This window comes from Olleya aquimaris, assembly GCF_003259525.1.
GTDB lineage: Bacteria > Bacteroidota > Bacteroidia > Flavobacteriales > Flavobacteriaceae > Olleya > Olleya aquimaris.
Genome location: NZ_QLLO01000001.1, coordinates 402,036 through 423,798 on the forward strand (window position 1 = coordinate 402,036; position 21,763 = coordinate 423,798).

A 21,763-nucleotide genomic window follows, 5' to 3' on the forward strand; every position below is an offset into this window, starting at 1 on the left:
ATAATTTATTTAAGTTGAAATTCTGGCATTTTAATTAAATGAAGCAATAGTAAAACCACTTGATAGGGTACGCTTCCCCAAGTTAAATCCCAATAACCATTATCGTAATAATTTTGAGGGACGTCATGTTTAAAAACATCTGTTGCAATGTCATAATCTGTAAGTGAGTGCAGTTCTTTTGGTACAAATCGGTCTATCATACTTTTAGCAACTTCATACGGATTGTTACTATTATTAGAGGATTCTATTGCAAAAGTCCTTAATAATTCTTGGTCGTTATTCCACATAAACCAAACTAAATATTCTATAGTTTGCCAGCGTCCAGTTAGTGTGCTAGAATTTATCCAATCATGGTCACCTTGCCATCCAGCAACATCAATGGGCTGAAAGATATCTTGACCCGCTAAACCATTGAGGTAAAAAATACCTTCTTTATATTCTGTAGTTAACGTTAAGCCAATTGTTTTTATAAAATTATGGGATAAATCATATGGACTTTTAATCTGTGTGCCAAATACGGTGTCATCAAAAAAGTGTTCGCTTTTAAACAATATTCTCAGGACATTAGCAATATTAAAATCTGCGACAAAAGTAGCAGCCATAGCAGAGACAACAGTATTGTTGACCGTTGGGCTTACAAAATATTTATATAGTTTTTCGCAAATAAAAGTTGCTATTTCTGTGGAGCGCTGTGCAAACAAATTGGTGATAACACCTTGATAATCAAAATTATCTGTTTGATTGAAAATGGTTTTATTTCCGCTGTAAAAGCTAACCGAATTAAAAGAAATGTTCTCACAAAAACCAGTTGCATGATTCCAACCCGTAAGTGCTTTTGAGGTTTCAACAATATCTTGTTGTGTGTAATTATTGTTTTCCCCTAAGGTAAATAATTCATAAAGCTCTCTAGCGTAGTTTTCGTTAATAGAGTTTTCATCATTATTGTAAGACTGATTTTGATAACCATTCAAATACACCAACATTGCATTGGTCAATCCAATGTCTCTAACAAATTGTTCAAAATTGCCTAAAGCATGGGTTTGTAGTACATTATAGTACTCATATAAATAACTAGAACAATAATACGCATCTAGCTCTGTAACAAAATGGTTGCTCCAAAATAAGGTCATTCTACCTTTTAACCCATGGTCTAATAGGTTGTTTAAGGCGTTTAAACGCCATTCGTAATGTGCATTTTGTATTTGTTCGTCTGGGTCTAATCCAGCATTAGAAAAATCGTTGTAAGACATATTTGCCCAACTTGGAGCAGGAGTAGGAGGTGTAGCAATAGCTGCATCTACAAGACTGTCTATAAAAGCAGATGGTGTTTGTGTTAAAGCAGCATCTATTTGAGTTTTAGTTGCACCATAACCTAACCGTCTGTATACATGACTAACCTTTTGTGCATCCCATGGATTAGAGGTGCTAGGAGTATATACAGATAAGCTACTGGTATTGCAAGATGTAATTTGATCCATAGTGGTATGGTTTGGTTATTAATCTATTTTTGGTTTAAGGAGGGTAGTCTGTTTCTAGTTAACCAACGGATAAATTAAGTTTTTTGTATGTAATATATTAAAATATAGTTACTTAAATATGCTTTAGGCTTACATTTAAGACTATTAATAAATTAAAAAGTTTAAAATCATTTTTATTTAAATAATGTATTTTTACCTTATGGTTACAAAAACTATGAATAAAAAATTTTACATACTACTACTAACATTAATGGTAAGTTGTATTGCATTTTCACAACAAAATACCACTAAAACTACAACTAAATTGATACAACCACCTTATTTAAAAGCAGGAGATACTGTAGCTATAGTAGCACCTTCTGGAGTATTAAAAAATAGAAACGATGAAGTTAATCGTGCAAAAAAACTTTTAGAAAGCTGGAAATTACATGTGGTTATTGGTAAACATGTTTTTAATCAAGACGATCATTTTGCAGGTACAGACCAAGAACGTTGTGAAGATTTCCAAAATGCTTTAGACGACCCAACGATTAAGGCTGTTTGGTCTGCTCGTGGTGGTTACGGAACGGTTAGAATTTTAGATAACTTAGATTACACTACATTTTTAAAACAGCCAAAATGGATTATTGGTTATAGTGATATTACTGCGTTACACAATCAAATTCATAATTTAGGAGTGCAAAGTTTACATGCCATAATGTGTGTAAGTTTACCAAAAGATTTGTCCGAGATAGAAGCTAGTATTTCAACCTTTAAAAACACGCTATTTGGACAACCTTTAAGTTATACTTTAGAGGGCTCTAAATACAATAAAACTGGAACAACATCTGGAGTTTTAGTGGGTGGAAACTTAACTATATTACACACCATGTTAGGTTCTAAAGAAAGCATTGACACTTCAGGTAAAATTCTTTTTATTGAAGAAATAGGCGAATATAAATACCATATAGATCGTATGCTTCAAAGTTTAAAACGCGCAGGTTATTTTGAAGATTGTAAAGGCGTTATTGTTGGTGACATGTCTAAACTTAGAAAAAACACCACGCTATGGGGAACGTCCATAGAACAATTAATTTTAGATGCTTTGTCAGACTATAATTTTCCGATAGCTTTTAATATGCCAGCAGGTCATGAAGATGATAACAGAGCACTAATTTTAGGTCGAAATATTGACTTAAAAGTTGAAAAAAGTAAGTCTACAGTAAAATTTGAAGAATAGTTTCTTTTTGATAATTAAACTATGGCTAATCATAACGAATTAGGTAAAAAAGGAGAGCAATTAGCAGTAGATTTTCTATTAAAAAATAACTACAGCATTATAGCACGTAATTATCGTTTTGATAAAGCAGAAGTAGATATTATTGCTCAATTGGAGGATATACTTGCTATTATAGAGGTAAAAACACGATCTACAACAGATTTTGGAAACCCTCAAGATTTTGTCAAACCTAAGCAAATACAACGTTTAGTTAAAGCTGTAGACGAATATGTGACGGTTAATGGATTAGATGTAGAGGTACGTTTTGATATTATTGCTATAACTAAAAATGGCAAGCAGTTTAAAATCGAGCATTTGAAGGATGCTTTTTATCATTTTTAATTTTTGACTGACAAATTTTCTTAACTTCAAATTGGCTTACTTTTTGCTATATTTATTACATTAAACTTTAAAATTAAAAAAAGATATGTTTACAGGATATATGGGATATTACATACTTATTGGTGCAATTGCATTAGTAAGTAGTTTGGTAAGTGGGCAATTAAAACGAAAATTTGCTTTTTACTCTAAAGTTAAACTACGAAATGGGATGACTGGTGCACAAATAGCAGAAAAAATGCTAGCTGATAATGGCATTAGAGATGTTAAAGTTATTTCTGTAAAAGGACAGTTAACAGATCATTACAATCCAGTAGATAAGACCGTTAATTTGAGCGAAGTAGTTTATAATCAAGATAATGCAGCAGCTGCTGCTGTAGCAGCTCATGAGGTAGGACACGCAGTACAACACGCAACTGCTTATCAATGGTTAACCATGCGTTCTAAATTAGTACCAGTTGTGCAAGTTACTTCAAACATGTCACAATGGGTTATTATTGGTGGTATTGCCTTAATGGCATCTAATGCTTTAGGTGGTAGTGGCTACTATGTTGCAATAGCAGGTTTAGTCATGATGGGTTTTGCAACACTATTTAGTTTTATTACCTTACCAGTAGAATATGATGCCAGTAACAGAGCTTTAGCTTGGCTTAAAGCTAAAAATATGGTGACTCCAGAAGAATATAAAGGCTCTGAAGATGCACTTAAATGGGCTGCAAGAACCTATTTAGTAGCAGCTATTGGTGCTTTAGCATCCTTGCTCTATTGGGCAATGCAAATTTTAGGAAGTCGAGATTAGAAAAAAATTAAAACCGAACTTAATTAAAGTTCGGTTTCTTTTTTTACATTTGAGTAACCAACAAAATAATCAATAATTTATGGAAAACAATTTAGAAAACTCCTTTGATAATTTCGAAGGGAACACATTAATAAGAGCAGCATCTGAAGTAGATAGAACTGCATTTTATAAAAAAACTTACAGTCATGTTGCTGGAGGTGTATTAGTCTTTATCATTTTTGAATACCTTTTACTTCAAAGTCAATCCATTGTAGAATTTATGTTGTCTATGACAGAAGGATATAAATGGCTATTACTTCTTGGAGGTTTTATGCTTATTACAACTTATGCAGAAAGTACTGCTATGAAAACTGCAGATAAAAGCAAGCAATACCTTGCATTTGGTCTTTACATTTTAGCACAAGCTATTATTTTTGTACCAATGATTTTTATTGCAGCTTATTACATGGATTCTGGAGCAGAAATCCTACAGCAAGCAGCATTAGTAACCTTAGCTTTATTTACAGGTTTAACTGCAGTAGTCATGCTAACCAAGAAAGATTTTTCGTTTTTAAAAGCAGGATTAACTATTGGTTTTTTTATAGCTTTAGGATTAATTATAGCTGGAGTAATATTTGGTTTTGATTTAGGACTTTGGTTTTCTGGAGCTATGTGTTTGTTAGCTGGAGGCTCTATTTTATATCAAACTTCTCAAATAAAAGAAAAATTTACCACAGAAGATTATATACCAGCAGCATTAGGCTTATTTGCGTCTTTAATGTTATTGTTTTGGTATATTCTTAGAATATTTATGTCAAGAGATTAATACGTTTGATAATGTATTTGTAAAAAGCCTCTTTTTAGAGGCTTTTTTAGTTGTATTAATTTGTTTAATTTTGAGAGTTAGTTATTGAAATAATGAAGGGTTTAATTTATAGCCATTATATATTTAGATGGTTTTTTACTAGTTTATTTGTCTTTGGATTGATTTCTAAAATTCAATCTCAAAATCATGACTATAATAGACTTTACGATTCTGCAGATGTATATGTTATTTCTAAACCTAAATTAGCAAGCCAATTTTTAGATTCAATACCTATTGAGGCAAAAGATTTTAATATAAAAAGTCTTAAACGGTATTATGCCATACGTGCAAGAATAGATTATCAACAACATAACTTTACTAGTGCCTATAAAAATTGGGTGTCTTCTTATAACTCTGCAACAAGTCAAAACGATTTGGATTTTGCGATTTACTCTTCTATAAATCTGTTTGATGTTTTAATTGAAATAAATAAAGAAGACGAAGCATTACATTACATTAAAAAAGCTGAAGAATTTAGTATTAAACTAAAGGATAACAATCGATTAATGATGGTAAGGCAGATACCTGCTTTTTCAAAATTTAAATTAGAAAACTGGGCAAAATGTACAGAAATATTAGAAAAAGATCTTGAAGATTATAAACATTTAGAAGATAAATATTTATATGCTTATGCTTTACATATGTTAACAATAAGCCATTTGTCATTAGGTAATTATCAACAAGCTTATGATTATTTTAATCAATATGATGCTATTTCTGATCAAAATCAAGTCACTACAGATACCTATTATAAAGCAAGCCAACATTTTTATTTATCTAAATACTTTAATAATAAAAACCAAGTTGATTCTTCAATAGCTCATATCCAAAATTTGTATAAACTTAAACCTAGTTTGGATTTTGAATTAAAGAAAAAACTTTACGAACATTCAGTCGATGTGTATCAAAAAGCTGATAATTTAGAATTAAAAACAGCCTATCAAGACTCCTTGTTGGCTTTAGTGTCAGAGATGAGCACTAAAAATTTAAATGAAGGCTTTAAATTAAACGACTCTCTATTAAAAACTCAATCAGAATTAGAAGTTACCACAAAGAAAAAACGTCAAAACTTAATATTAGCGTTAACCATATTAACCATCTCTTTAATTCTAGGATTACTATTCTTTAAGAATTTTAGAAAAATAAAAGGAAAACTATCTGTATTTAAAAATAAAATTAGCGAATTGTCTTATTTAAAGCATAATCAAGATAAGTTAAATGCCAAAGTACATGGTCTTGAAGAGTATATTAAAAACCTCAAACAAGATATAAAAAGTATTTCTAACATACGAGAGGTAACAGAGCAACGCGAAAAAATTAAAGAACTATACAAAAACTTGCATTTAGATTCTTATAATGTCTTAAAGGATGGCGAAAATCATTTAGGTTTAATAAATGAGTTAAATGTAGATTTTTTTAAACAACTCAATGAAAAATACCCAGAGTTAAACGAATCGGAAAGTATTATCTGTTATTACTTATCTATGGGATTCAAAAATAAAGAAATTGCTTTCTTTTTAAATACTTCTATTAGATCTATTGAAAGTAAACGTTACCGCATTACCAAAAAAATGAATTTGGTAAAAGCAGATGTTACTTTAATAGAAAAACTAGAAAGCCTTAATAATTCATAACTTCTATTTTATAGCGTATTAAATGCGTAGTCTATTTTTTGATACTGCGTAGTTACTGCGTAGTGGTTTTTTCCAGTAATAGCCTAGTCTTCAAGATATTTGTTTCATAAAAAAAATAAAACATTTTAATTATGAAATCTAAAACTACTTTAAAAACTATTCTTACAATTTGCGCTATTGTATTAATATCATTTTTTGCTCAAGCGCAGAAAACAGATTTTGATTATAAAAAAGCAGCTTTAAAAAATAATAGTAATTATTATGAAATAGTTGCTCAAAAAAGAGCAGAGTTTCAGAGCTTAAGAACAAACAGAACTCTAACTAGAAATGAAAATAAAGCCTATAAACATTTTGAGCGCTGGGCATCTTTCTGGAAAGACCGTGTAGATGCCAATGGAGCATTTCCTTCTGCAATAGAAGGTTGGCGCAATGCTGGACTTTTAGATTTTGATTCAAATGCTAATTCTAGAGCAGCTCAAGATTTAAATTCTACACAAACATGGATTAATATTGGACCACAAACTAACCCATCACCAAATGGTTATTCAAATCCACCACAATTAGGAAGACTAAATGCGTTTTGGCGTTATGTTGATGCTGGAAACGCAGCAAATAACGTGTTGTTAGTTGGCGCACCAACTGGAGGTATCTGGAAATCAACAGATAATGGAGCGACTTGGTCACCAAAATTTGACACTTATGCAGGTATTGGTATTACTGATATTAAAGGATCTTCTAGTGTTGTAGGAACACCTGGTGTATTATATGCGTCAACTGGAGACTGGGATAATGGAGAAACTTTAAACTCAATTGGTGTTTTTAAGTCAACAGATATGGGAGAGACTTGGACAATGACTGGCTTAAATTACAGTTTAAACAATGGTAAACTAACAGGGCATTTAGTAGTGTATGATGCCAATACAGTTTTAGTTGCTACAACAGATGGTATACAAAAAACAACAGATGGAGGAGCTACTTGGACTGAAAAATTTCCGGGTCAAACAGACAGAGGATTTGGTCGAATGGCGTCCTTTGGGACTAATGTAGTTGTTTGCGATTCTTATGACGGGTTGTCTTATTCTACAGACAGTGGAGAAACATGGGCTAATTTAATAGACCCAACAGGAAGTGGAAAAATCGCAATTACTGTAGATGACACAGGCGTATTTTATATTCAAACAGGAACAGGTCAACTTAAACAATTAAATCTTACCGTTTCACCAGCAACAGCAACAGATATTGGGACTATTCCTGCAGATTATAATGCACAACAAGGTTATAATATGGTATTGATAAAAAAAGGAAATTTATTTATTGAAGGATCTGTAAACGGAAATACATCTACTGATGGTGGTAATACATGGTACCAATCTTTAAATGGTTATTGGGATGTCGGTTCTCCAGGAGAATATATGCATTCTGACCATCATCAAGCAGGTTATTTAGATGCAGGCTTATCGTTTTGGAACGTTAATGATGGCGGATTAAGCTTTATTACGATGGATGGTGCAGGTTCTATTACCAATCCAGTAATAGAATATAAATCAAGTGGAGTGATTGTAACACAAAGTTATACCATTTCTATTGACCCTTCTTCAGGTACAAATGATAATTTTATGATGGCCAATCAAGATAACGATGGGTTTAGTAAAGAAGGAGGACAATGGGTAAGTGTCGCAGCTGGAGATGGTGTGTGTTCTGCAATAGATTACTCTAATCCAGCAATAAGATATTTAGGTGGTACAACAGGTGCCTTAACACGTTCTACTGAAGCAACTGGATATACGGGAAATTTAAACGGTGTAAGTTTACCAAAACCCAATGATGCAGCATTTGAATGGCCATTAAGTTTAGATACAACAGATCCAACAATTGCTTATGGTGGATTTGATGACTTATATAGATCAACAACAATTAGCACTAATGATGGGTCAACTACACCATGGACAGAAAATTTAAATTCGGGTGTTGGAAAAGTTGAACATTTTGATAATCAAGGACCTAATCTTGCGGTTATTGGTGAAACAGGAGGTCTTAAATACTCTACAAATAGTGGTGCTTCATGGACAGATATTAACTTACCAACTGGTGTGACTGGTGTAAATTCTTTTTCTATTAATGCTGCTAGTCCTTCTACAATATATTGTACTGCTAAAGGATATGTTGATGGTAATAAAGTATTTAAATCTACAGATGGAGGAGTAACTTGGACTAATTATTCTACTGGAATGCCTAATATATTAATGAAAAAAGTACTTTTTAAACAAAATCAAACAGGAGAATATTTATTTGTTGCTACAGAATTAGGTGTGTATTATAGATCACCAACAGTAACTTCTTGGACTAAATTAGGTGCTAATTTACCAAATGTTTTAGTAAAGGATATGAAAATAAATTACATAAATAACAAAATGTATATAGGTACTTATGGTAGAGGTATGTGGGAAATTAATATAGAAAACAACACACTTGGTGTGGATGAGTTAACTTTAAATGACAATGAAATAAAGATTTTCCCAAATCCTGTAATTAATAATGAGTTGCATGTTAATTTATCATCTAGTATAAAACAGGCAGATTATGTAATTTATAATATTGTAGGAGGGCAAATTGCTAAAGGGATTTTTAACAAGTTATCTAATAAAGTTGATCTTAAAAATTCTGCAAGTGGAGTTTATATTATAAAACTTAATGCAAACGGAAAAACCATCAACAAGAAATTTATTATTAAATAAATACAAATGTTACTTAAAAAACTTATTCTGTTGTCAACCCTTTTAATTCTGATTGTGGCGTGTAAATGTAACATCATGACAGTAAATAAGTTTAAAGTAATGCCAGGAGCTCCAACTGGAGCTCCTTTTTTTAAATATGAGATTAAAATTAGAATATCTCAAGAAACTACTTTTAAATCTTTAGTTATAAATAATTCTATAATTAAACAGTTTTCGGTCACCAATTTAGATACTAAAATGCAAAGTGATAATAGATTTGTTTATCCTAAAGGCTACTACATAATTTCATGTAAACCTGAAAATTTATATGATAACACAAAAGATGTTGACACTGTTACTTTATTTTATAATGAAGGAGATAATAATAAAAAAATATCAAAAGTAATAGATAGTTTTAGTGTTATACAGCTTAAATAACAAACTAATTAAAAATAAGAAAAATGCTTTGTTGCTTATTTAATAAATGCGAAACCGTTAAAATTTTTGATGCCTATCAACAAAAAGTTGTAAATGAAGAAAATAACATTGTATTTGGATACAGTTATTCAATTTTAATTAAGATACACAAGCTTATTATTTTAGAAGCAGTTAGTTTAGGCACAGAAACAAGTTTTTGTAAAAAATTTGAGTTATCAAATTCTAGGTCAGGAGAGTTGCTAGCAACTGATGAGATAATCAAAAAAGGGGAGTATTTTATTAATTTTTTTATTGAAAATAATAAAACACCAAAAACAATTGAAGCTGTTTATTTGCATTACAATTATAATAATAAACGATTTGTGATTAAACAAAAAGCAGAGAAACAGAGGGATTTATCTGTTATAAAAGGCTATAGAAAAAAAAGTAATACTATATTATTTTACTCAAATTAAGTTTAAATTTTAATCTGTCGTTCTATTTGTTGATCTAAAGATATAAAAGTTTCGGTACGCGAAACCCCTTCTATAGATTGTATTTCGCTATTTAATAAATGCATTAAGTGCGCATTATCTTTGCATAAAATTTTAATTAAAATACTCCAGTTTCCTGTAGTATAATGGCACTCTAAAACTTCAGGTATTTTTTTAAGTTGCTTAACAGCTTCAGGATTACTAATAGCTTTATCTAAATAAATACCTACAAAAGCCATAGTAGTGTAACCTAAAACTTTTGGGTTTATTACAAATTTAGAACCTGATATTAATTTAGATTTTTCAAGTTTACGTAAACGTTGGTGGATAGCTGCTCCAGAAATGCCAACCTGTCTTGCTATTTCTAAAACAGGTGTACGTGCATCTTGCATTAAAGCACGAAGTATCTTTTTATCGATACCATCTATTATAATTGTATTATTTGATGTTTTCAAAAGGTATATATTTCAAATTGAAACATAAAAATAAACAATCTATTCTAAACTGAAAGCACTTGTGTAGTATCTATTCAAACATTTAAAGGATTGTAGCCTAAATATGGGACTTCTTTTTCTTTAAAAACAATACCATAATCTTCTAGTTCTTTTAAAATAGGTGTGTATACTTCTTTAGTAATTGGTATTTGTACTCCAGGTGTTTTTATCTTTCCATTTAGTATTGCTAATGTCGCAATAGCAACTGGTAAACCTACGGTTTTAGCCATAGCTGTATAAGTTTGATCTTCGCCTAAAGTGACCATTGTGGCGTCTATTTGATGTTTTTTTCCATCCAATTCATATCCAAATTTATGATACATCACTATCATATCTTTATCCTCTGGATCTAAGGTCCAACTGTCCATTAATATTTTTTGAAGAATTTGTGCAGGAGTTGCTTTTTTTAATTCAACCATTTTAGTTTTACTAAAAATATCAAGTTCTACAAATTTGTCCCAAATAATATCATCTTGATCTATTTTTAAAGCGTGTCTAAATTTTAGCTCGACAGAATCTGTTGGACTATACGGTAAAAAAGCATTTACAAAATCACGATAGCTCATATTTTCGCTATCATCAATTGTGTAACTATCATCTGTCATACCTAAAGCAACAAAAACTTGCCAAGCACGAGAAAACCCTACACGACGCATGGTTCCTCTATATAACGTTCTAATGTTATCTAGTCCGTAAACACTTTGGTATTTTAAAGAATCCCGATTGGCATAAGCTTCAAAACGTCCAAAGCCTTCAACGTCTAAAAATTCTGTACGTCTAAACAAACGGTTGTATGGAATGTATTTATAAGTGTTTTCCTGAAGAAATTTTGCAGCACCACCTTGTCCAGCAGTAACTACGTTTCTAGGATTCCAAGTAAACTTGTAATTCCATAAATTTGTATCACTTTCTGGAGCTATTAGACCTCCTGTAAAAGACTCAAACAGAATAATTTTTCCACCTTTATCACGAATTTGATCAATAACTTGCATAGCACTCATATGGTCAATGCCTGGATCTACACCTATCTCGTTCATAAAAACCAAACCTTTAGATTTGGCTTGTTCATCAAGATCTTGCATGTCTTGACTAACATAAGATGCTGTAACCATATTTTTATTGTAAGTAATACAGTCTTTAGCCACTTCTATATGAAATCGCGCAGGTAACATAGACACAACGATATCTGCATTTTTAACTGCATTTTCTCTAGAGGTTTTATCAAACACATCTAAAGTAATTGCTGAAGCATTGGCATGGTAACTTACCATTTTTTCCGCGCTTTCAACATTTAAATCTCCAACAGTAATGTGTAAGTTTTCTGAAGCCGATTTATCTAATAGGTATTTAATTAAATAAGAAGTTGATTTTCCAGAACCTATGACTAAAATCTTTCGCATAATGAGATTTGTTGAGTATTTTTGGTTTACGAATGTAAAAAATTTTAGTTGGGATAAAAACCAAAAGGTGTTATTTATATGAACAAAAAATTATTGATTTTAGGAAGTGTTTTAGGATTATTAAGTGTTGTTTTAGGTGCATTTGGTGCTCATGGATTAAAAAAATTAATTTCTATCGAGGCTATTCAATCCTTTGAAACAGGAGTGCGTTACCAAATGTATCATGCGTTGCTACTTTTGTTTGTAGCTAATCAAACAATTCTTCAATTTAAAACTAAACGTATGTTCTACTATTTAATATTATTTGGTGTTATACTTTTCTCTGGATCTATATATCTATTAGCTACAAATACATTAACCTCATTCAATTTTAAAATAATAGGATTTATTACTCCAATTGGAGGGACCCTATTAATAGCAGGTTGGGCTATTTTAGTGTTAAATTTTATCAAACTGAAACAGAATAATTAAGTTTTGTTTAGTGATTATCTTTTATAAATTTTAACTTTGCACCTTAAACAACATAAACAAATTATGGTAGACCATACCCAATTTACGAAAACGATTGCGTTAGAGCAATACGGAATCAAAAATGCCCAAGTTAAATACCAATTATCTCCAGACGAATTACACGATTTAACCCTCCAAAAAGATTTAGGTAAAGAAGCGTCTTCTGGCGCCTTAGCTGTTAATACTGGTGAGTTTACAGGACGTTCTCCTATGGATCGTTTTATTGTTAAAGATGCTATTACTGAAGATAAAGTATGGTGGGGAAATATCAATATTCCTTTTGATGCTGATAAGTTTCAAAAATTATACGATAAAGTCACAGCGTATTTGTCCAACAAAGAAGTATTTGTTAGAGATTGTTTTGCTTGTGCAGATGACAATTATAAATTAAATATTCGTGTTATTAACGAATATCCATGGAGCAATATGTTTGCTTATAATATGTTTTTACGCCCTACAGAAGAAGAATTAAACAATTTTTCTCCAGAATGGACAGTAGTAAATGCTCCAAGCTTTATGGCAGACCCAGAAATAGATGGTACACGCCAACATAATTTTGCCATTTTAGATTTTACCAGAAAAATTGCTTTAATAGGTGGAACAGGTTATACAGGCGAAATTAAAAAAGGAATTTTTTCTGCTCTTAATTTTATCCTACCAGTATTTAAAAACACATTGCCTATGCATTGTAGTGCAAATGTTGGTAAAGATGGAGATACAGCTATTTTCTTTGGTTTATCCGGAACCGGAAAAACAACATTGTCTACAGATCCAGATAGAAGTTTAATTGGAGATGATGAGCATGGTTGGACCGCAGAAAATACAGTGTTTAATTTTGAAGGTGGTTGTTATGCTAAAGTCATTAACCTGTCTCCAGAACAAGAACCAGAAATTTATGGTGCCATCAAAAAAGGAGCTATCCTTGAAAATGTTATCATGAACGATGCTGGTGAGGTTGATTTTGAAAACACATCCATTACACAAAATACGCGTGTTAGCTATCCAATCCATCATATAGAAAACATACAGGTACCATCAATTGGTAAAAATCCTAAAAACATCTTTTTCTTAACAGCAGATGCATTTGGAGTGTTACCTCCAATCTCTAAATTAACACCAGCACAAGCAGCATACCATTTTATATCTGGATATACTGCTAAAGTTGCAGGTACAGAAGCTGGTATTACAGAGCCTGTGCCTAGTTTTTCAGCGTGTTTTGGTGCACCTTTTATGCCTCTACATCCAACAAAATATGCTGAGATGTTAAGTAAAAAAATGAAAGAGGCTAACGTTAATGTATGGTTAATTAATACAGGATGGACAGGAGGTTCATATGGTGTAGGAAGCAGAATAAAACTTAAGTACACCAGAGCTATGATTAGTGCAGTATTAAATGGCGACTTAGGATTGTATAATTATAACGATTATCATATTCATTCAGTATTTGGAGTAGCACAACCTAGATCTTGTCCAGGAGTGCCAACTCAAGTATTAAGTCCTAGAGCAACCTGGAATAATGATGAAGCATATTATAAAACAGCATTTAAATTAGCTAATGCTTTTAGACAGAATTTTGAAAAATTTGAGTCTTATGCTAGCGAAGAAATAAGACGTGGTGGACCACAACGCTACGCAGAATAATAATCAACCAGTGTTAATTAAAAAAAGCGCCATTTGAAATATTCAAATGGCGCTTTTTGCATGATTAGTTAAAGGGATGATTATTTTCCTTTATTAACTTTATCTATATATTTTTGAAGTGCCATAGTCATAGAAGGTGTTTCAGGGGTTGGTGCAGCAATATCTACACGTAATCCTTTTTCTTCTACTGCTTTTATGGTTGTATTTCCAAAAACTGCTATTCTTGTATTGTTTTGTTTAAACTCTGGGAAATTATGAAATAAAGACTCTATACCACTTGGGCTAAAAAAGACCAAGATGTCATAAGTTACGTTTTCTAAATCTGATAAATCACTAATTACTGTTCTGTAAAAAATAGCTTGTTTCCAGTTTATGTTTAAAGCATCTAGCGTTTCCGGAACTTCTGGTTTTAGCTTGTCTGTAGTTGGTAGTAAAAATTTTTCGTCTTTATACTTTTTAATTAAAGGCGATAAGTCTGCAAAATTACGTTTACCAACATAAATTTTACGCTTTCTGTACACAACATATTTTTGTAAGTAAAAAGCAACAGCTTCAGATTGGCAAAAATACTTCATAGAGTCTGGTACTTTAAAGCGCATTTCTTCTGCTACTCTAAAAAAATGATCTACAGCATTTCTACTGGTTAAAATAATGGCAGTGTAATTGTTTAAATCAACTTTTTGCTGTCTAATTTCTTTAGAAGGCACACCTTCTACATGAATAAAAGGTCTAAAATCAATTTTTACCTTCTGCTTTTCTGAAAGATCAAAATAAGGCGAATTTTCTATTTTAGGTTCTGGTTGCGAGACTAAAATGGTTTTCACTTTCATATGTTGCTACATTTAATTTAGACCTATTTTGTTACTATAATTTTATATAATACAACGTAAGGTGCAATTTCAAGTGCGCAAAGATACAAAATAAAATAAAACAAGCTCTTTTTAAAGGTATTAAGATTGTTTTTTACAAATAAAAATAACCCAAAAAACAGTATTAAAAGTATGACACTAAATACAATATAAAAGACAGTTTGGTCTGGTTTGAACGTGTAAATTAAAACAGCATTTATAGGTAGTAAGAGCAATCCAATAAAATTTCTGAAGCTTATTTTTTGGAATAAATATTTGTCTATTATAGCTTCTATGTCTAATACGCTTGATAATAATCTTTCAAACAATACTTTTAAAACAATAAATAACCCAATTAAAATAGCGTACTTAAAAATGTCTAATTGAGATATGGAATCTAAATAGTGAAAAGTTAAATAAGAATATACTAAAAGCCCAATATTTAAAAGTAAGTTAAAAAAAAGTAAGCCTTCAAAAATATCAAAAAAGCGTTGGTCTTTAATATACAGATTAGAGTACCTAGAATTAAATAGCAATAACGTAAATTGGTCAAATCGTTTTGGGAATGATGTTTTAGAAACTGCAATTAATAGCAAACATCCCATTATAATTAGGGTTAAAATATCTACATTATACAAGTCTCTTAGCATGGTCTAAAATTATTATTTTTTAACTGTAAATCGATTAATAATTAAGTAATTTTTATAATTAAGTAATTTTATAAAAATGTACATTTGCCTAAACTTTAATACGTATTCATGCAGGACGCTGTTGTTATTATACCAACATACAACGAAATTGAAAATATAGAAGCGATTTTAAGAGCAGTTTTTACACTTCCAAAAGCGTTTGATGTTTTAGTAGTAGATGACAACTCTCCAGATTTAACAGCACATAAAGTTAAAGATTTACAAAAAGAGTTTTCTAACCAATTGTTTTTAGAAGTTAGAAAAGAAAAATCTGGACTTGGTACCGCTTATATCCATGGGTTTAAATGGTGTTTAAACAAAGATTACCAGTATATTTTTGAGATGGATGCCGATTTTTCTCATAACCCTAAAGATTTAGAACGTCTTTATGAAGCTTGTAAAACAGAAGGTGCAGATGTTGCAATAGGGTCGCGTTACGTTAAAGGTGTAAATGTTGTAAATTGGCCTCTAGGAAGGGTTATTTTATCTTACGGAGCATCCATTTATGTAAGATTAATTACAGGAATGAAAATAAAAGATGCTACTGCTGGATTTGTTTGTTACAAAAGACAAGTGCTAGAGCAATTAAATTTAGACCAAATAAAGTTTGTAGGATATGCGTTTCAAATTGAAATGAAATTTAAAGCCTATCTTAAAAAGTTTAAAATAGTTGAAGTACCTGTAATTTTTACTGATAGAACTAAAGGAGAATCTAAGCTTAGTTCTAGTATTATTTCTGAAGCTATTTTTGGAGTAATAACCATGAAGTTTAAAAGTTTATTTAAAAAATAACACATTTATGCAACCAAAAATCACACTAATTAAAAATGCAAAAATCGTTAACGAAGGAACTATTTTTAATGGTGATATATTAATAGAAGGCGAATTTATTACAAAAATTGCCGAGTCAATCAGCCCAAAATCGGCAGACGTTAATGTTTTTGATGCAGAAGGTAAATATGTTATTCCTGGTGCAATAGACGACCAAGTTCACTTTAGACAACCAGGTTTAACGCACAAAGCAAATATAGAAACAGAATCTAGAGCAGCAATAGCAGGTGGTATTACGTCTTTTATAGAAATGCCTAATACCAATCCGCAAACAACAACTATTGAAAAATTAAACGAAAAGTTTGACATCGCTTCAAAAAATTCTTGGGCAAACTATTCGTTTATGTTTGGTGGTACTAACGATAATTTAGAAGAAATTTTAAAGGTTGATAAAAAAGAAGTTGCTGGTTTAAAATTGTTTTTAGGGTCTTCTACCGGAAACATGTTAGTAGATAATCCAGAAGTTTTAGAAAAAATTTTTAAAAGTACAGACTTATTAATTTCTGTACATTGTGAAGATGAAGCTACTATAAAAGCAAATCTAGACATCTACAAAGAACGCTATGGAGATGACATACCTGTTCATTTTCATCCAATAATTAGAAGTGAAGACGCGTGTTATATTTCGTCTTCTAAAGCTATAGAATTAGCTAAAAAAACAGGTGCACGTTTACATGTGTTTCATCTTTCAACAGGAAAAGAAACAGCGTTATTTGATAATAGTATTCCTTTAAAAGATAAAAAAATTACTGCAGAGGTATGCATCCATCACTTGTGGTTTTGCGATAAAGATTATGAAGAAAAAGGAACCTTAATCAAGTGGAATCCAGCTGTTAAAACAGAAAAAGATAGAAGCCAGCTTTTAAAAGCATTATTGGATGATAAAATAGACGTTATTGCTACAGATCATGCACCTCATACAATTCAGGAAAAATCAAATAATTACGTCAATGCACCTTCTGGTGGACCGTTAGTACAACATGCTTTACCAGCTTTATTAGAAATGTATCATGAAGGCGATATTTCTTTAGAAAAAATAGTAGAAAAATTTTGCCATAATCCTGCGATCTTGTTTGAAGTAGAAAAACGAGGTTACATTAAAGAAGGATATTATGCAGATTTAGTATTTATAGATTTAAATAATCCTTGGACGGTTAACAAAGACAATATTTTATACAAATGTGGTTGGTCGCCATTTGAAGGGACTACCTTTAAATCCAGAATTACTCATACTTTTGTAAATGGTGGATTAGCCTATAAAAACTTTAAGTTTTATGAGACAAATTTTGCCAAACGCTTAACTTTTAATAGATAGTTATGTTTAAATCATTCTCACCATTATATCTGTTTTTAGCTTTTTTAGTTGTCTCTTGCTATGGTATTGATAAACCAAGCAAACCAGATAATTTATTAAGCGAAGATAAAATGGTAGACGTGTTGGTAGAGTTTACTTTAATGTCTTCAGCTAAAGGAATAAATAAACGCGAGTTAGAAAACAGAGGGATTGTTCCCGATAGTTTTGTGTATAAAAAACATAATATAGACAGTTTGCAATTTGCCAATAGTAATAACTACTATGCTTATGATATTGAAACTTACACAGATATCTATACCAAGGTTAAAGATAGTTTAGAGAAGTTAAAAGCTATCTACGTTGAAGAACAAAAAAAGATAACAGAAGACAAGCAAAAGTTACTTAAAAAAGAAAGAAAACCTTTAAATCTAGACAATTAAACAACTTCAGACTCAGCAAAAGTTAATTAAAATCCGATTTAAAATAAGTTGTAGTTTGCTTTATACTAGAGTCCACATCTTTAAACTTAAAGCCTAAAGTAGATATAATTTTTTGATTACTAAACGTGGTTTTTGAAACAGTAGATTTTGCATTTTGCTTAGACATGACTCGACGTTTTCCTGTTAATTTATGCTTTAACCAATCCAAACGCCAAGCTATAGCTAGCAAAAACGGACTAGCTTCTTTTTTAGGTGGATTTACCCCTAAATGTAATGCAGTTTTGTAAATAAAATCCTTAAAAGTTAGGTTGTTAGAAACAAGTATAAATCGTTCGTTTTTTATATCGCTGTTCATTAACTGTATCATAACATTTACAACATCAAATACATCTACATAACCAGTTGTTCCGGTTGTGTAATAGCGCATTCCTTTGTGTACCATTGTAATTAAAGATCCACTTCCATAATTCCAAATACCTGGACCAATAATAATTCCTGGATTAACAATAACAGCATCTAACCCTTCTTGTGTACCACGCCAAACTTCTAATTCTGCGCCATACTTTGTAATTGCATAAACACTATTATCAAATTCGGGATTCCAATCGGTTTCTTCGGTAATTATATCTGTCTCAATAGTTGGTGTGCCAATTGCTGCAATACTACTAACATAACACAGTTTTTGTACTTGTTCAGACAAACATAAATTAACAATATTAGCAGTACCTTCTATATTAGTTTTTCTAAGTAATTCAAATTTATCAGGCTCAAAAGACACAAACGCAGCACAATGATACACCTGTGTAATTCCGTTAAAGGCTTCAGTAAGTTTGGGTATATTATTTAAATCTGCTTCAACCCAATCTATAGCGTTAAATAATTGGTCTGCAGAATCTGAATAATAACTAAAAATACGTTTAACGGTATCAAACTTTTTTTTATTTCTGTAAATAGCACGTATGGGTTGGTTTTCATTTAATAAATGAAATAATAAATGTGCACCAACTAATCCTGTACCTCCTGTAACTAAAATCATAACCCTAAGGTAATAAATATTAGATATTGTGTGCAGTTTATAACACGATTTTTATCTTTGCGCTTGTATTAAAATTTAAAAAATAATGATGGCAAATAATTTTGTTGAAGAATTGCGTTGGAGAGGTATGTTACATACTGAAATGCCAGGAACCGAAGAACATCTTTTAGAACAAATGAGAAGTGCCTATGTTGGTTTTGACCCAACAGCAGACTCTTTACATATTGGTAATTTAGTGCCAATTATGTTATTAGCACATTACCAACGTTGTGGACACAAACCCGTAGCATTGGTTGGTGGAGCAACAGGTATGATAGGTGATCCTTCAGGAAAATCTAGCGAGCGTAATTTATTAAATGAAGATACACTTAGACACAACCAAGAAGCTATAAAAAAGCAATTATCTCACTTTTTAGATTTTACAAGTGATGCAAAAAATGCAGCAGTTTTAGTTAATAACTATGACTGGATGAAAGAGTTTTCATTTTTAGAATTTATTAGAGATGTAGGTAAGCACATTACCGTAAATTACATGATGGCTAAAGATTCTGTTAAAAACAGAATTTCTTCAGATTCGTCAGACGGAATGAGCTTTACCGAGTTTACCTACCAGCTGGTTCAAGGATATGATTTTTTACATTTATATAAAAACATAGGTTGCACACTTCAAATGGGAGGAAGTGACCAATGGGGAAATATCACCACAGGAACCGAGTTAATTAGACGTATAGACCAAGGAAAAGGATATGCTATTACTTGTCCATTAATTACTAAAAGTGATGGGTCAAAATTTGGTAAAAGCGAGGGTGGAAACGTGTGGTTAGATGCAAACAGAACATCACCATATAAGTTTTACCAATATTGGCTAAATAGTAGCGATGAAGATGCAGAAAAATATATCAAAATCTTTACATTTTTAGATCAAAATACTATAAATGAAATTATTGAAGAGCATAAAGCTCAACCACATGTAAGAGGATTACAAAAACGCCTTGCTGAAGAAATTACAGCAATGGTTCACTCTAAAGAAGAATTAGAAAATGCAGAAAAAGCATCTGGGATCTTGTTTAGTAAAGACTTTAAAAATGATATCAAGCAGCTAAACGAAAACTTATTTTTAGATGTTTTTGAAGGCGTGCCACAAGCAGAAATCTCTAAAGATAAAATTGAATCTGGCTTAGATATGATAGCTGCACTATCTGCCGAAACTAATTTTTTAGCAAGTAATGGTGAAGCACGTCGTGCTTTAAAAGAAAACTCTGTATCTGTTAATAAAGACAAAGTAAAGGAAGACTACAATATTACTACAGACGATTTAATTAATGACAAATACATTGTTATTAATAGAGGAAAGAAAAACACGTACATAATAAAAGTTGTTTAAGAACTACTATGTAAGTTTTAAAAATATAAATGCCTGCTTGTTATAAGCAGGCATTTTTTTTAAGAAAATTAGTTAACCAACTAAAACTAATTTTTCTTTTTCACTACAATAAATAATATTACTTAAATATTGTCTTCAACTATCTGTCGTGTATTTTATTATAACCTTACTAAAAAAAATTAGTTTAAATAATTATAAAACCATCAGGTTACAACCTCTAATGTCGCTATTGTCAAACCGCCCAATAATTTCAAATTGATTATTTGGTAATAGGCGTCCTAAGTCTTGTGTTGCTATAAAAGAACAAGAGTTAACGTTGGCTAAGTCAATAACATTAACGCCTCCTGTTTTTGGCGTATTAAACACGGTAAGTGCATCTTCGGTATCTCTGGTTAGAATAGTCATCCAAGGTGGGCATTTAAACACACCATGTCCTTTAGAATAGGCTTGACTTAATAATTCTGTCATACCATATTCGCTATGTATAGTGTTAACACCAAACCCTTGTTTTAGTAGTTTATGAAGCTCTTCTCTAATTAATTCTTTACGTCTTCCTTTCATACCACCAGTTTCCATAATGATGATATTATTAAGATTAAAAGTGTGGGATTCAATTAAGTCTAAAAGCGCAAAAGTCACTCCAATTAGCAAAACTTTTTCATTTTTTTTATTTAGCTGAATTAGCGTTTCTGTTAATTCATCTAAATTATTTAAATAGAAACCACTTTCTGGTTTGTTAGACTCTTTAATTAATTGATTAACCATATAAACTAACGACGATCCTTCACGCTCTAAATAGTTAGGCAATAGAGCTAAAACAGTGTAATCTTGGATATTTCCATAAAAATGGTTAAACCCTTTTTTAAAACTAGTTTCATATATTTTTAACTCAGTAACATGGTGTTTACTGGTTATTTGACCAGTTGTTCCGCTACTTGTAAACGTGGTCTCAATATTGTTTTGAGAACTTAATACTTGATGCGTTTTAAAAAACTGAATAGGTAAAAAGGGGATTTCATTTACATGTTTAACATCACTAGGATTAACGTATAGCAAATCACAAAAGGATCGGTAAACCCTATTGTTTTCAAACTGAAAACGAAAGACTTTTAAAGCCAAATCTAAAAACTCGGCTTCAGAAGAAATTGAGAATATATCGTCTGTTTTAAACATTTATGAATTAAAAAAACAAAAGTATTGAAAATAAAAAAGCGTTACT

General features: G+C 31.1%; 21 protein-coding genes. 14 read left to right on the plus strand and 7 right to left on the minus strand.

Translation table 11 applies throughout. The features are described from left to right. Positions 1–5 precede the first annotated feature (5 nt). The gene (locus tag LY08_RS01840) at positions 6–1,478 is read right to left on the minus strand and encodes a DUF1800 domain-containing protein (protein WP_111658732.1); all 1,473 of its coding nucleotides are present in this window, start codon (positions 1,476–1,478) and stop codon (positions 6–8) included. Between the two features lie 214 nt (positions 1,479–1,692). Here LY08_RS01840 and LY08_RS01845 point away from each other — a divergent pair, with 214 nt between their 5' ends. From LY08_RS01845 to LY08_RS01880, 8 genes are all read left to right on the plus strand, one after another. Beyond that, a complete protein-coding gene (locus LY08_RS01845; RefSeq protein ID WP_111658733.1) occupies positions 1,693–2,697 on the plus strand; it encodes a S66 peptidase family protein in 1,005 nt (334 codons plus the stop codon). Between the two features lie 21 nt (positions 2,698–2,718). Further along, positions 2,719–3,078: a YraN family protein gene (locus LY08_RS01850; protein ID WP_111658734.1), complete on the plus strand. Its 360-nt coding sequence runs from the start codon at positions 2,719–2,721 to the stop codon at positions 3,076–3,078. 85 nt (positions 3,079–3,163) lie between these two features. Further along, positions 3,164–3,874 (plus strand): zinc metallopeptidase, encoded by a 711-nt coding sequence (locus tag LY08_RS01855; RefSeq protein WP_111658735.1) that lies wholly within the window; start codon positions 3,164–3,166, stop codon positions 3,872–3,874. Positions 3,875–3,953: 79 nt separating this feature from the next. Then, entirely contained in the window at positions 3,954–4,679 is a 726-nt protein-coding gene (locus LY08_RS01860; RefSeq protein ID WP_111658736.1) for a Bax inhibitor-1/YccA family protein, read from the plus strand. 92 nt (positions 4,680–4,771) lie between these two features. Continuing rightward, on the plus strand, positions 4,772–6,352 hold the full coding sequence (locus LY08_RS01865; protein ID WP_111658737.1) for a helix-turn-helix transcriptional regulator: 1,581 nt from the start codon (positions 4,772–4,774) through the stop codon (positions 6,350–6,352). Between the two features lie 131 nt (positions 6,353–6,483). Next, positions 6,484–9,087 (plus strand): T9SS type A sorting domain-containing protein, encoded by a 2,604-nt coding sequence (locus tag LY08_RS01870; protein ID WP_111658738.1) that lies wholly within the window; start codon positions 6,484–6,486, stop codon positions 9,085–9,087. 75 nt (positions 9,088–9,162) lie between these two features. Next, positions 9,163–9,504 (plus strand): hypothetical protein, encoded by a 342-nt coding sequence (locus tag LY08_RS01875; RefSeq protein WP_111658739.1) that lies wholly within the window; start codon positions 9,163–9,165, stop codon positions 9,502–9,504. A gap of 23 nt (positions 9,505–9,527) precedes the next feature. Beyond that, positions 9,528–9,959, plus strand: coding sequence for a hypothetical protein (locus LY08_RS01880; RefSeq protein WP_111658740.1), 432 nt, complete (start codon positions 9,528–9,530; stop codon positions 9,957–9,959). Between the two features lie 2 nt (positions 9,960–9,961). Here the strand turns inward: LY08_RS01880 and LY08_RS01885 are convergent, their stop codons facing one another. Continuing rightward, a complete protein-coding gene (locus LY08_RS01885) occupies positions 9,962–10,432 on the minus strand; it encodes an Lrp/AsnC family transcriptional regulator (protein ID WP_111658741.1) in 471 nt (156 codons plus the stop codon). Positions 10,433–10,506: 74 nt separating this feature from the next. Next, on the minus strand, positions 10,507–11,871 hold the full coding sequence (locus LY08_RS01890; RefSeq protein WP_111658742.1) for a saccharopine dehydrogenase family protein: 1,365 nt from the start codon (positions 11,869–11,871) through the stop codon (positions 10,507–10,509). A gap of 78 nt (positions 11,872–11,949) precedes the next feature. Here LY08_RS01890 and LY08_RS01895 point away from each other — a divergent pair, with 78 nt between their 5' ends. Next, entirely contained in the window at positions 11,950–12,342 is a 393-nt protein-coding gene (locus LY08_RS01895) for a DUF423 domain-containing protein (RefSeq protein WP_111658743.1), read from the plus strand. Between the two features lie 63 nt (positions 12,343–12,405). After that, positions 12,406–14,022, plus strand: coding sequence for a phosphoenolpyruvate carboxykinase (ATP) (pckA, locus tag LY08_RS01900; protein ID WP_111658744.1), 1,617 nt, complete (start codon positions 12,406–12,408; stop codon positions 14,020–14,022). A gap of 80 nt (positions 14,023–14,102) precedes the next feature. Here pckA and LY08_RS01905 read toward each other — a convergent pair whose 3' ends face one another. Together LY08_RS01905 and LY08_RS01910 are read right to left on the minus strand one after the other, a co-directional pair. Beyond that, positions 14,103–14,852, minus strand: coding sequence for a uroporphyrinogen-III synthase (locus LY08_RS01905; RefSeq protein WP_111658745.1), 750 nt, complete (start codon positions 14,850–14,852; stop codon positions 14,103–14,105). Between the two features lie 23 nt (positions 14,853–14,875). Then, positions 14,876–15,520, minus strand: coding sequence for a DUF4271 domain-containing protein (locus tag LY08_RS01910; protein ID WP_111658746.1), 645 nt, complete (start codon positions 15,518–15,520; stop codon positions 14,876–14,878). A 108-nt stretch (positions 15,521–15,628) separates the two neighbouring features. Between LY08_RS01910 and LY08_RS01915 the strand changes: the two genes are divergently transcribed. Genes LY08_RS01915 through LY08_RS01925 form a run of 3 tightly spaced genes read left to right on the plus strand, consistent with a single transcriptional unit; the run spans position 15,629 to position 18,124 of the window. Then, positions 15,629–16,351 carry a polyprenol monophosphomannose synthase gene (locus LY08_RS01915; RefSeq protein WP_111658747.1) on the plus strand — a complete coding sequence of 241 codons (723 nt, stop codon included), beginning with the start codon at positions 15,629–15,631 and terminating at the stop codon, positions 16,349–16,351. Between the two features lie 7 nt (positions 16,352–16,358). Further along, positions 16,359–17,705: a dihydroorotase gene (locus LY08_RS01920; protein WP_111658748.1), complete on the plus strand. Its 1,347-nt coding sequence runs from the start codon at positions 16,359–16,361 to the stop codon at positions 17,703–17,705. A gap of 2 nt (positions 17,706–17,707) precedes the next feature. Beyond that, positions 17,708–18,124, plus strand: coding sequence for a DUF4296 domain-containing protein (locus LY08_RS01925; protein ID WP_111658749.1), 417 nt, complete (start codon positions 17,708–17,710; stop codon positions 18,122–18,124). A gap of 22 nt (positions 18,125–18,146) precedes the next feature. Here LY08_RS01925 and LY08_RS01930 read toward each other — a convergent pair whose 3' ends face one another. Continuing rightward, a complete protein-coding gene (locus LY08_RS01930; protein WP_111658750.1) occupies positions 18,147–19,160 on the minus strand; it encodes an NAD-dependent epimerase/dehydratase family protein in 1,014 nt (337 codons plus the stop codon). A gap of 88 nt (positions 19,161–19,248) precedes the next feature. On the opposite strand from LY08_RS01930, the gene tyrS reads away from it, so the two are divergent. Then, a complete protein-coding gene (gene tyrS / locus LY08_RS01935) occupies positions 19,249–20,544 on the plus strand; it encodes a tyrosine--tRNA ligase (RefSeq protein WP_111658751.1) in 1,296 nt (431 codons plus the stop codon). Between the two features lie 192 nt (positions 20,545–20,736). Here the strand turns inward: tyrS and LY08_RS01940 are convergent, their stop codons facing one another. Further along, on the minus strand, positions 20,737–21,717 hold the full coding sequence (locus LY08_RS01940) for a LuxE/PaaK family acyltransferase (protein WP_111658752.1): 981 nt from the start codon (positions 21,715–21,717) through the stop codon (positions 20,737–20,739). Positions 21,718–21,763: the final 46 nt, after the last annotated feature.

Excerpts from the sequence above, each read along its gene's own strand:
- LY08_RS01840 (WP_111658732.1), bottom strand. The coding sequence starts at position 1,478 with ATGGATCAAATTACATCTTGCAATACCAGTAGCTTATCTGTATATACT.
- LY08_RS01845 (WP_111658733.1), top strand. The coding sequence starts at position 1,693 with ATGAATAAAAAATTTTACATACTACTACTAACATTAATGGTAAGTTGT.
- LY08_RS01850 (WP_111658734.1), top strand. The coding sequence starts at position 2,719 with ATGGCTAATCATAACGAATTAGGTAAAAAAGGAGAGCAATTAGCAGTA.
- LY08_RS01855 (WP_111658735.1), top strand. The coding sequence starts at position 3,164 with ATGTTTACAGGATATATGGGATATTACATACTTATTGGTGCAATTGCA.
- LY08_RS01860 (WP_111658736.1), top strand. The coding sequence starts at position 3,954 with ATGGAAAACAATTTAGAAAACTCCTTTGATAATTTCGAAGGGAACACA.
- LY08_RS01865 (WP_111658737.1), top strand. The coding sequence starts at position 4,772 with ATGAAGGGTTTAATTTATAGCCATTATATATTTAGATGGTTTTTTACT.
- LY08_RS01870 (WP_111658738.1), top strand. The coding sequence starts at position 6,484 with ATGAAATCTAAAACTACTTTAAAAACTATTCTTACAATTTGCGCTATT.
- LY08_RS01875 (WP_111658739.1), top strand. The coding sequence starts at position 9,163 with ATGACAGTAAATAAGTTTAAAGTAATGCCAGGAGCTCCAACTGGAGCT.
- LY08_RS01880 (WP_111658740.1), top strand. The coding sequence starts at position 9,528 with ATGCTTTGTTGCTTATTTAATAAATGCGAAACCGTTAAAATTTTTGAT.
- LY08_RS01890 (WP_111658742.1), bottom strand. The coding sequence starts at position 11,871 with ATGCGAAAGATTTTAGTCATAGGTTCTGGAAAATCAACTTCTTATTTA.
- LY08_RS01895 (WP_111658743.1), top strand. The coding sequence starts at position 11,950 with ATGAACAAAAAATTATTGATTTTAGGAAGTGTTTTAGGATTATTAAGT.
- pckA (WP_111658744.1), top strand. The coding sequence starts at position 12,406 with ATGGTAGACCATACCCAATTTACGAAAACGATTGCGTTAGAGCAATAC.
- LY08_RS01905 (WP_111658745.1), bottom strand. The coding sequence starts at position 14,852 with ATGAAAGTGAAAACCATTTTAGTCTCGCAACCAGAACCTAAAATAGAA.
- LY08_RS01910 (WP_111658746.1), bottom strand. The coding sequence starts at position 15,520 with ATGCTAAGAGACTTGTATAATGTAGATATTTTAACCCTAATTATAATG.
- LY08_RS01915 (WP_111658747.1), top strand. The coding sequence starts at position 15,629 with ATGCAGGACGCTGTTGTTATTATACCAACATACAACGAAATTGAAAAT.
- LY08_RS01920 (WP_111658748.1), top strand. The coding sequence starts at position 16,359 with ATGCAACCAAAAATCACACTAATTAAAAATGCAAAAATCGTTAACGAA.
- LY08_RS01925 (WP_111658749.1), top strand. The coding sequence starts at position 17,708 with ATGTTTAAATCATTCTCACCATTATATCTGTTTTTAGCTTTTTTAGTT.
- LY08_RS01930 (WP_111658750.1), bottom strand. The coding sequence starts at position 19,160 with ATGATTTTAGTTACAGGAGGTACAGGATTAGTTGGTGCACATTTATTA.
- tyrS (WP_111658751.1), top strand. The coding sequence starts at position 19,249 with ATGGCAAATAATTTTGTTGAAGAATTGCGTTGGAGAGGTATGTTACAT.
- LY08_RS01940 (WP_111658752.1), bottom strand. The coding sequence starts at position 21,717 with ATGTTTAAAACAGACGATATATTCTCAATTTCTTCTGAAGCCGAGTTT.